Raw genomic sequence first — 9,812 nt, 5'->3', positions numbered from 1 at the left:
ACTGCATGATAGCAGTCAATCAAGGAGGACCATATGTCTGAAATAGAAACGGAAAAATCCAGCAAGATTACGGAATTAAAAATTATATCCAATGAACATAAATTCGTTTGGAACTTTGCTGATATCAAGCAAAACCTTAACAGTCATATTGAAAAATATGTTGGTCTAGTTGTTACTGAGGAAAACCTCAAAGATATGGAATCCACACAGAAAGAAATTTCATCAATCAGAACTAAGATTGATGGTTTCCGGAAAGAAGTCAAAAAGAAAATGGATGAACCATACAAGGTTTTCGAAGGGGAAATTAAAGAGCTGCTACAGCTGATCGAAAAGGCAGAAACTCCACTTAAAAAGCAAATCCTTGAATATGAAAATGATCGAGTCTTAAAGCTGGAAGAGGAATTAAAGAAATTTGCCCAAACCACAGCTACTAATATGGGTGTACGTGATGAGTATTTCAAGTTTTCGGTACAGTCAAAATGGACAAACCGTACCGCTAAAAAGAATGCTGTTCGTAAGGAAATTGTAACGGAAATTGAAAGCATGCTGGACTCTCAGCGCCGTGACGATGAAGCTAAGGAAATGGCAAGGCAGCGTATAGATTTAATTAAAGGGCAATGTGTAGCACATTCAGTAGGATTAAAAACCCCTATCATGCCAGACGATGTAAATCATTTATTGGTTGACGCTTCGTTAGCAGATATTCCTAACATTATCATGGCTGAGTGTCAGAAACGTGCTGATATGGAAGCGAAAGCAGCTGCTCCTAATGTAGAGCCTGCACCAAGAGTATTAGATCATGTACACCATCCTGATGATAATAGTATAGGTTTTCCTAACTACGGTGAAGGAATTGAGGGAACGAATCCTGATTGGGTGGATGAAGCGTTAAATCCAGCATCCTTTCATGTACCGCCATTACCGCCTGTATCGCGCCCAATGCCTCCTATACCACCAATGCCCCCTACATGTGAAACTCCATATGATGTAATTCTGAAATTACCAGGCATTACGATTCCTCAAGCTGGTGCATTAAAAGCATTTATGGCTAGTCAGGGAATATCGTATGAGATTGTTAGCCAAACAAGAAGGAGTGAGTTTTAATGTTAGGAAGCTTAGAAGAAAATCTTGACAGTTATATTGGTCAAGCTATGGAACAACAAGAGCAACAAGGCTTTACTATAGATAATGACAATAAAGCTGATTGGGCAGTTCGTAAAATTTTAACATTACAGAAAAAAAATGAAGAAATTGAGCAGTTGGCAGAGCTGAGGATCAATCAGATTAAGCAATGGCAGGAGCAGGAAAGTGCGGAAAATGAGAGTTCAATTAATTATTTTATATCACTACTGGCGCCATATGCAAAATCACAGTTAGACGGTAAGAAGAAAACCGTTAAAATGCCTAGTGGTAATATTAGCTTTCGTGCAAAGGCTCCTGAATTTTTCATTGCTGGTAATAAGGTCGATGGTAAAAGTCTGCGGTTAATCGATCATATTAAAAAAACAGATCCTGAATATCTAAAAATTGAAGAATCGGTGAACTGGTCTGAGTTTAAGGATACTCTTACACCATTAAGTACAGGGAAAGTACTTACCAATGACGGTGAAATACTGGATTTTATATCTGCAGTGGAATATCCGGATACAGTGACTATAAAGGAGCGTAAATTATGAGTATTTTCCAAAAAGCTGAACGCCGTAAGGCAAAACTTAGACTAGCCTTATGTGGTCCATCAGGATCAGGTAAAACGTATTCAGCATTAAAAATAGCAAAAGGAATGGGTGGTAAAATCGCCCTTATCGATACCGAGAATGGCAGCGGTCAGCTGTATTGTGATATTGCCGATTATGATGTTGCCGAAATTGCACCACCGTTTTCAGTTGACAAATATATTGGCGCCATCAAAGGTGCTGAAGATGCTGGATATGATGTATTGATTATTGATAGCCTCTCACATGCATGGTCAAAGCAAGGCGGTATTCTAGATGAAGTCAATAAAAGAGGCGGGAAAAACTCCTTTACCAATGGATGGCGAGATGCCACACCAATGCATGATAAGTTTATAGATGCTATTTTACAATCTCCAATTCATATCATTGTGACTATGAGAGCTAAAACAGCTTATGAAATGGAGAAAGACGATAAAGGCAAGATCATTCCAGTAAAAAAAGGGATGGAACCTGTGCAGCGCGCCGGTCTTGAATACGAATTTACTGTGGTGCTGGATATGGATAATGAAAGGCATACTGCCACGTCTGGCAAAGATAGAACTCGTTTATTTGATGGTAAATGTTTTACTCCGGATGAAAATACCGGAATCGAATTAATGCAATGGCTAGGGATGGGGATTGATCAGCAGCCACGATATTACCAAGGTCAGCAGCAGTGGAATGGTGGATATCAGCAGGCTTATGAACAGCAGCCAGTACAGCAATATCAACAACAGGCGCCATTTTTACCACCTCAAGCATATGGATTCATTGCTTTCGAACAAGAAATTATATTGGAATGGAATAATGGTGGATGGGATCCAAACGGAATCCCGGGGTATATCCATGCGAGATTTGGTAGACCGCCAGCGCAACTTACCTACGATGAATGTAACTCGCTAAAACTTGAATTTGAACATTTTGCCAAAATTGAACAAGGGGGACAGCAATAATGAATACAATTACAATTCACGGTAGATTAACAGGTGATCCTGAAAGCAAGCAATCTCAAAGTGGACAAGCAATCGCTAATTTTTCTTTAGCTGATAATCACGGCAAAGATAATCAAGGACAGGATAAAGCTACATTTTTTCGGTGCTCAGCTTTTGGTAAAAGTGCTGAATTGATTTTAAACTCTTGCAAAAAAGGTCATTTATTAACCGTTACTGGTCGACTTGAATCAAGTCAGTACACTAACCAACAAGGGCAGCAAGCTACTAGTTTAAATGTTACGTTAGACCGATTTGGTTTTTGTGAACCAATTAATAATGGAGGGCAGCAGCAAGCGGCGCCTCCTAACCAACAGCGTCCTCCACAACAAGGATATGGAGCACCGCCTCAGCAACAATATGGTGCTCCACCAACTGCCCAACAATATCAACAACAAGGGGCATATGCTCCACCCCCACAGCAAGTACCAGGAGGATATCAGCAACAACCTGGACCTCAATACGGTGGACAGGCTCCACAACCACCGGCTCCACCACAACATTCATATAATCAACCACCACAGCAACCAGCGCCCCAGGGATATCCCCCGCAACAAGCTCAGCCAGCGCCGTGGTCACCACAACAACCTCAACAGCAGTATCCACCTGGTTGGGATCCAAATAGAGACGTACCATTCTAAATTTTATAATTTCATAGCCCGTCTGGTTAGTTCTAGGCGGGTTATTTTTACCCCTATAGGGAGGGAAGAAACGTGTTTCAGCTTAGAGAATACCAGGAATTACTTATCGATGGTGCCCGCATAGAGTTTCAAAACGGCAATCACCGTACGTGCATAGTTGCTCCTTGCGGAGCAGGTAAGACAGTAATCATGGCATGGATGAGCGCGCAAGCAAAATTAAAAGGAAATAATGTTTTATTTGCGGTCCATCGTCAAGAACTTATTGACCAATCATCAGAAACATTTCAGGCACTAGGAGTTAGTCATGGAATCATTGCTGCTGGCTATCCCATGAATGTGTCAGAAAAAATCCAAATAGCCAGCATACAGTCCGTTATCAGACGTACCAATAAAATCAATGCACCCCAAGTAATAATTCTAGATGAGGCACATCATGCTACAGCTGGTACTTGGCGCAAGTTACTTGCCTTTTACCCTGAGGCATATGTAATCGGACTTACAGCGACACCAGCTAGGATGGGCGGTCAAGGATTGGGTGATATTTTTAAATCTTTGATCATGGGGCCATCAGTGAAGGAATTAATATCCTGGGGTAACTTATCACCATATCGATACTATTCTCCACCAGTAGCAATTGATTTCTCAGACTTACAGGTAAAATACGGTGATTATGTACAGTCAGAAGTTGCGTTATGTATGGATAAGTCGGAGATTATAGGGGACTTGATTGCTCAGTATAAAAAACTCGCACCTGGTGCTAGAGCCGTTTGTTATTGTGCCAGTGTAGCTCATAGCCAGCATACCGCTGATATGTTTCGTCTTGCTGGGATTCCTGCCCTTCATATAGATGGAGATACCAAAGACATTGTTCGTAGGGCAGCTACTGCAGATTTTAAAGCTGGGAAGATAAAGATACTTTGTAATGTGGATCTTATCAGTGAGGGGTATGATTGTCCCAATATGGAGGCAGTCATTTTAGCAAGACCCACGCAATCGTTATCGCTTTATATTCAACAATCCATGAGAGCTATGCGGATCGATAAAAATAATCCAGATAAAGTGGCTGTAATCATTGATCATGTTGGTAACGTGTACAGGCATGGCTTACCTGATGAAGATCGTGGATGGTCATTAGAAAGTAAGAAAAAGAAAACCGTATCCAGGGAAGTATCCATGAAAATTTGCCCTAAATGTTATTACGCTCATACGCCAGCTCCAATATGTCCAGGTTGTGGTCATGTGTACCAGGTTACAGAAAAAGCCGAACCGGAAGAAAAAGCTGGTGAGCTCACTGAGATATTAGAAATCCAGAAAAAAGAAAAGCGTATGGAAGTCGGCAGAGCTAGAAATGTGGTCACGTTAAAACAGATTGCCATGCAGCGTGGGTATTCACCTTTATGGGTGAAAAAGCAATGTGAAATCAAAAATATTCCATTTGGAGGAATGCAGTCATGAAACGTATTTGCGGAACGTGCAGATATTATGACGTTAATAAAATAAATCGTAGGCAGTGCAAAGAATGTGAGGCAGATCGCAAGGTAACAAATCGTAAAAGATGGATGCCTAAGGGCTGAAGGAGGCGTAAATCATGAGTAAAACAATAATTATCAGCGAAAATAATCAGTCTGTCATGACGTTCGAAGAAGTCTATTACAGTTTTCAAGGATTGCTTAAAAATAAAGCTTATAAGTGGTCAAAAACTTATGATTATGATGAAATGTTTCAGGTTGCTTCCATAGCATTATGGAAAGCGTATGAGAAATATGACTCATCTGTATATTCAATCCCTTTCATGATTGTAGCTGCTAAATTTATCAATTACGCCTTACTTGGCTATCACGCAAAACACAAGCCTAGATTTAATAGAAAAACATCCAAAATTAAATCTATGGTAAGCATCAATGACATTGTATTTGATAGTAAAGGTGAAGGTGTAGAGCGTCAAGAGTTAATAGGGGAAGATGAAACTTTCACTCAGGAGATTATTAATCAAATGGTGTTAGATAAGATATTTAGAAAATTTTCTAAATATCAACTACAACAAATTCAGGACGTTGTAAATGGTTATAAATTAACGGAAATAGCGGAAGAAGGAAATTTATCAAAATCGACTATATGGTCAAATATGCGTGGAGCTTTTGCCAAATTCAGGGGGTTATATGTAAAGGAGATGGCAATATGACCAAAAGAGTATTTTGGACGGAAGAAGAAGAGCTTTTTCTCATAAATAATTGGAATAAAGGTGTGGATTATTGTTCTAAGAAAACCAAACGTTCCAATTCCTCCTTATATTGCAAGGCTGTTCGTCTTGGATTAGGGGGTTGTGCCAGAGGATCACAATATTTAAGTGGTTTTAATATAGCTGATATTTTGGGAGTCAGTAAGACCTTAGTATATGAATGGATAAATAAAGGACTGCTTAAATATAAATTAGCTCCTTTTGCTACTAAAAAAATATATTTAATTGATCTCAGAGATTTTGAAAAATTTCTCGAAAGTAATCAGAATTTGTGGGATAGCAGAAAGATGAAAAGTTCTTTATGGTTCAATAGCTCTCCCCAATGGTTTAAAGACAAGAAAAAACAAGATCGACAGAAACCACCTAATGGTTGGAAGAAATGGACTGCAATAGAACAGCAAAGTTTATTGTCCATGCTTACTAGGAAATATGCCTATGAAAATATGGGAGAAATTTTAGGTAGAAGTAGAAAATCTATAACCAGTAAATTAAGAAAATTAAATATGTGAATTTCCAAGCGCTTGGAGATTTGGAAGGGGAAATAATATGTCAGATTTATATGTAATGAAAAGCCCTGAGGATTTAGTTGGCAAAACGGTTGTTTATGTGGAAATGAACCGCTTATCTAGTCCTGCAATGATTATTACAACTGATGGTGGATTTTTGATGTGGATAACAAATGTTTGTGATGAAGATTATTGCAATGAATGGGGGAATGAAACGGAAATAGAGTATTTAAGAGCAAGTCAAGTTGAACAAGAAATGTTCAATCGGGATCAGCTGATTAAAAGATTAATAAAGAAAGGTATTTTTGTACAAAAAGATTTTGATCAGTTTTTAATAAAACAAGTTGAAGAAAGAAATGAGTCTGCCAGAAGATATAAAGAACAGCAAGAAGAAAGGGACAGACGCGAATTTGAGCGGTTAAAAAATAAGTATGAGGGTGTTAACCCATGAAAACGCTATCAGAGCATGACATACAAAACTTAATCCGTATTTCAATTTCTGAAAATCATTTAGGTACCTGCTTCAGAGCAAATGTTGGCCAAGCTTATACAGGCGATAAAATTATAAAAAATCCTGATCGATCCATTAAGATTATAAATCCAAGAATGTTTAATACGGGTTTACCTAAAGGATTTTCTGATTTGCTAGTAATTACACCTATTATTATCACGCCTGAAATGGTTGGCCAACAATTTGCACGAACTGGTTTTCTTGAAATTAAAACCGCTACAGGCAGACCAACTAAGGACCAGTTAAATTTTATCGATCAAATGCAAAGATTGGGAGCCCGTGCAGGGGTGGCGCGGAGTTTAGAGGATGTGAAACAAATACTATGTTAAACCGAATGCAGCAAGTAGGCTTTGACCGTGCTAAAAAATGGTGGTTAGACGGTAACGAACAGATATTTAAAATAGCTGGCTATGCTGGTACCGGAAAAACTTATTTATCTTCCATGGTATCGGCAGAGCTGGCTGAAAATAAAATTGCATTTTGCGCTTACACGGGTAAAGCTGCCCTGGTGATGCAGCAGCGTGGAATGCCAGCAACTACAATTCACAGATTAATTTATGAAACCATTCCAGTGGAGACACTTTGCGAAGATGATAATGGAAAATCATTTTACAGAGTCAAATATAAAACCAAACTGAAAGAATACCTGGACCCTAAACCTTCCATTATTATGGTGGATGAAGCTAGTATGATCGATACCAAAACACTCAATGATTTATTATCCTTCGGCATACCAATTATCGCGGTGGGAGATCCGTTTCAGCTCCCACCAGTGCAAGGGAAAGAGTCTGAACTATTAATCAATCCGGACGTAACCCTTGAGGAAATCATGCGCCAGGATGAAGGCAGTCCCATTGCTTACCTGGCTGAGAAAATCCGAAAAGGTAAGCCTCTCAGGGAAGATGAAAGCTATCCGGATTGCATATGGCAAATGTCAAAAACTGATCTATTCAGCAATCTTGAAATATTTAAATGGGCTGATCAGTTTATTGCAGCCAGGAATGCGACAGTAAATTCCATTAATCATCAAGCCAGGCAGTATTTTGGTTTCACAGGTGATTTACCTATTGTTGGTGACAAAATGATCTGCAGACGTAATTTCTGGGATACATTGCTGGTTGATGGCAGATTGCCAACACCTTTGGTCAATGGGTTGATCGGATATGTTACGAAAGTGGAAGAAAAACAAATCATAAGTAAATTACCATGGAAACCGGACGGGTTTATGTTTTCTTCGAATCAACTAAATTTAAGGCCAATATTCGAGGATGAAGCAGAATTTACGGAACTGAAATATAATCCTTTAGCCTTATGGGAAAACGATCAGCAACGGCGCAATGCGTTAAAAGGAATCATACTGCAGTATGGGTATTGCATCACCTGCCACGCTTCCCAGGGCTCAGAATGGGACAACGTTGTTCTATATGATGATAGCTGGCCAGATCGGAATGATCCAACACAGCAAGCACGATGGAGATATACAGGCGTAACGAGAGCCGCTAAAAAATTAATCTGGTTAAGGTAATTAAGGTGGGTGACATATGGAACTTTCAAAAATAGGACAAGCAGCCTTATATTATGCAGGAATGGGTTGGCATGTGATTCCTCTCACCGAAAACAGTAAATTTCCGCCCAAAATAAAAGAATGGCAGCATGAGGCCACCATTGATCCAGTAATTATTACTCAATGGTGGTCGAAATGGCCAAATGCGAATATCGGTATTGCAACAGGTGAAAAGTCAGGAATATTTGTTTTAGATGTAGATGGACCGAAACACGGCACCAATGAAGCAAAAGGGATAGACGGAAATGAATCCCTCAAAGAGTTACTAGACGATCATGGAGGTTCAATACCAGATACGGTCGAGGCAATCACTCCAACGGGTGGAAGGCATATCATTTTCAGGTATCCTGCTGGTAGTAATATTTCAAATAGCACTGGTAGGTTAGGAAATGGATTAGATACCCGTGGTAATGGCGGTTATATCGTGGCAGCTCCATCTGTAGTCTCAGAAGGGGATTATATATGGGAGTGCAGCTCACGTCCGGATGAGGTGGCAGTGGCTGAATGTCCTGCATGGTTATTGTCAGAGATTACTGCGGAAAAACCAATTAATACTGCTGATCGACCTCATTCATTTGAGCGTAGGCCTACGGATGGCCCAGCGGTGCATATGCTAAATAATTGTGCTTTTATGCAGCATGTACAGCTTAATTTTAAAAGCCTATCCTATAACGAAAAACTAGCAGCAATTACAAATCTTGTTCGTGCGGTAGATGGTGTAGAGGTAGCTCATAAAATTCTGTCACAGGCTGAAAATTACAGTTATAAAATCAGTGATGAAAAAATTAATGAATGCTTGACAAATATGAACCCTCAGAATTGTGAATACATCAGTACCAGTGTTGGTTTTAAAGGTTGTCCTTCAGGTGGCTGCAATATAGCTGCCCCTTGTGGTTGGTCCTTGGGTGTTGTTCCTCAGGCTATAGCGAAAATAAAAAATATCATTATGCCAACGCCTGAAAATGTGAATCATCCTGAAATACTAGGCGCCTTGGCTTTAGTACAACAAAAAGAACCACTATTTTTTGATGATTTTCTACATAGGTATAGCGGAAATAAAGCCTCATTAAAAAAAGAGCTTTCTAAATATAAACGTGAATCAGCCGGCTTTTCCGTTATTGAAGGCGGTCAGGGTGAAACGATTCCAGCAGGAGATTCGAACGGCGTTCGCTGGCTATCCCAAACGGTACCGGATGTGCCTATTAATTTAATGTTGCCAGGTAATCTATCACAATATGCAGCATGGGTATTCAAAAATGATGGTGTGGCAGCGTGTAAAGTCAGTAATGAAGGTAATATTACTTATAATAAAGCCACATACGCCCCCATTATTATCAATGAACGGATCAGTAACATTGACACCAATCAGGAAAAGGCTTCCCTGTCATTTAAAACCCATAGGGGTAATTGGCGTAGCGTGATTTTACCGAAATCAACTATTTTCGATTCTAAGAAAATCATGTGCCTGGCTGATTCAGGATTAGTTGTTACCTCAGATACAGCAAAAATATTAACAAAATGGCTGTCAGAATTAGAAGCTGCCAATTCGCAGGTTATTCCTGATCGAGTTGGAGTATCAAAATTCGGTTGGCGTAACAATGACACGGAATTTATTTGTCCAGGCATGAGCAATAATTATGTATTAGATAC

General features: G+C 39.5%; 12 protein-coding genes. All 12 read left to right on the top strand.

The features are described 5' to 3' along the window. Positions 1-33 precede the first annotated feature (33 nt). Positions 34-1,104: a DUF1351 domain-containing protein gene (locus BMZ99_RS25010; RefSeq protein WP_090944513.1), complete on the top strand. Its 1,071-nt coding sequence runs from the start codon at positions 34-36 to the stop codon at positions 1,102-1,104. Then, entirely contained in the window at positions 1,104-1,676 is a 573-nt protein-coding gene (locus BMZ99_RS25005; protein ID WP_090944510.1) for a host-nuclease inhibitor Gam family protein, read from the top strand. Before BMZ99_RS25010 ends, BMZ99_RS25005 begins: the two co-directional genes overlap by 1 nt. Continuing rightward, positions 1,673-2,665 carry an ATP-binding protein gene (locus tag BMZ99_RS25000; protein ID WP_217645157.1) on the top strand — a complete coding sequence of 331 codons (993 nt, stop codon included), beginning with the start codon at positions 1,673-1,675 and terminating at the stop codon, positions 2,663-2,665. The genes BMZ99_RS25005 and BMZ99_RS25000 overlap by 4 nt, the downstream gene beginning before the upstream one ends. After that, a complete protein-coding gene (locus BMZ99_RS24995; protein WP_090944507.1) occupies positions 2,665-3,342 on the top strand; it encodes a single-stranded DNA-binding protein in 678 nt (225 codons plus the stop codon). Before BMZ99_RS25000 ends, BMZ99_RS24995 begins: the two co-directional genes overlap by 1 nt. Before the next feature lie 72 nt (positions 3,343-3,414). Beyond that, entirely contained in the window at positions 3,415-4,797 is a 1,383-nt protein-coding gene (locus BMZ99_RS24990; RefSeq protein ID WP_090944504.1) for a DEAD/DEAH box helicase, read from the top strand. Beyond that, positions 4,794-4,916: a hypothetical protein gene (locus BMZ99_RS27515; RefSeq protein ID WP_281246868.1), complete on the top strand. Its 123-nt coding sequence runs from the start codon at positions 4,794-4,796 to the stop codon at positions 4,914-4,916. The genes BMZ99_RS24990 and BMZ99_RS27515 overlap by 4 nt, the downstream gene beginning before the upstream one ends. Before the next feature lie 14 nt (positions 4,917-4,930). Further along, entirely contained in the window at positions 4,931-5,524 is a 594-nt protein-coding gene (locus BMZ99_RS24985) for a sigma-70 RNA polymerase sigma factor region 4 domain-containing protein (protein ID WP_090944501.1), read from the top strand. Further along, positions 5,521-6,090 (top strand): helix-turn-helix domain-containing protein, encoded by a 570-nt coding sequence (locus BMZ99_RS24980; RefSeq protein ID WP_175490705.1) that lies wholly within the window; start codon positions 5,521-5,523, stop codon positions 6,088-6,090. Before BMZ99_RS24985 ends, BMZ99_RS24980 begins: the two co-directional genes overlap by 4 nt. Positions 6,091-6,127: 37 nt before the next feature. Then, the gene (locus tag BMZ99_RS24975; RefSeq protein ID WP_090944495.1) at positions 6,128-6,538 is read left to right on the top strand and encodes a hypothetical protein; all 411 of its coding nucleotides are present in this window, start codon (positions 6,128-6,130) and stop codon (positions 6,536-6,538) included. Beyond that, positions 6,535-6,927: a VRR-NUC domain-containing protein gene (locus tag BMZ99_RS24970; RefSeq protein ID WP_090944492.1), complete on the top strand. Its 393-nt coding sequence runs from the start codon at positions 6,535-6,537 to the stop codon at positions 6,925-6,927. Before BMZ99_RS24975 ends, BMZ99_RS24970 begins: the two co-directional genes overlap by 4 nt. Further along, a complete protein-coding gene (locus tag BMZ99_RS24965; RefSeq protein ID WP_090944489.1) occupies positions 6,921-8,123 on the top strand; it encodes an ATP-dependent DNA helicase in 1,203 nt (400 codons plus the stop codon). Before BMZ99_RS24970 ends, BMZ99_RS24965 begins: the two co-directional genes overlap by 7 nt. A gap of 16 nt (positions 8,124-8,139) precedes the next feature. Next, positions 8,140-9,812 (top strand): bifunctional DNA primase/polymerase (locus BMZ99_RS24960; protein WP_139214856.1); only part of this gene is annotated, 1,673 nt, incomplete at its 3' end.

It is taken from the genome of Pelosinus propionicus DSM 13327 (genome assembly GCF_900114615.1).
In the GTDB taxonomy this organism is placed as follows: Bacteria; Bacillota; Negativicutes; order DSM-13327; family DSM-13327; genus Pelosinus; species Pelosinus propionicus.
This window is presented reverse-complemented; position numbering and strand designations above follow the sequence as displayed.

Excerpts from the sequence above, each read along its gene's own strand:
- BMZ99_RS25010 (WP_090944513.1), top strand. The coding sequence starts at position 34 with ATGTCTGAAATAGAAACGGAAAAATCCAGCAAGATTACGGAATTAAAA.
- BMZ99_RS25005 (WP_090944510.1), top strand. The coding sequence starts at position 1,104 with ATGTTAGGAAGCTTAGAAGAAAATCTTGACAGTTATATTGGTCAAGCT.
- BMZ99_RS25000 (WP_217645157.1), top strand. The coding sequence starts at position 1,673 with ATGAGTATTTTCCAAAAAGCTGAACGCCGTAAGGCAAAACTTAGACTA.
- BMZ99_RS24995 (WP_090944507.1), top strand. The coding sequence starts at position 2,665 with ATGAATACAATTACAATTCACGGTAGATTAACAGGTGATCCTGAAAGC.
- BMZ99_RS27515 (WP_281246868.1), top strand. The coding sequence starts at position 4,794 with ATGAAACGTATTTGCGGAACGTGCAGATATTATGACGTTAATAAAATA.
- BMZ99_RS24985 (WP_090944501.1), top strand. The coding sequence starts at position 4,931 with ATGAGTAAAACAATAATTATCAGCGAAAATAATCAGTCTGTCATGACG.
- BMZ99_RS24980 (WP_175490705.1), top strand. The coding sequence starts at position 5,521 with ATGACCAAAAGAGTATTTTGGACGGAAGAAGAAGAGCTTTTTCTCATA.
- BMZ99_RS24975 (WP_090944495.1), top strand. The coding sequence starts at position 6,128 with ATGTCAGATTTATATGTAATGAAAAGCCCTGAGGATTTAGTTGGCAAA.
- BMZ99_RS24970 (WP_090944492.1), top strand. The coding sequence starts at position 6,535 with ATGAAAACGCTATCAGAGCATGACATACAAAACTTAATCCGTATTTCA.
- BMZ99_RS24965 (WP_090944489.1), top strand. The coding sequence starts at position 6,921 with ATGTTAAACCGAATGCAGCAAGTAGGCTTTGACCGTGCTAAAAAATGG.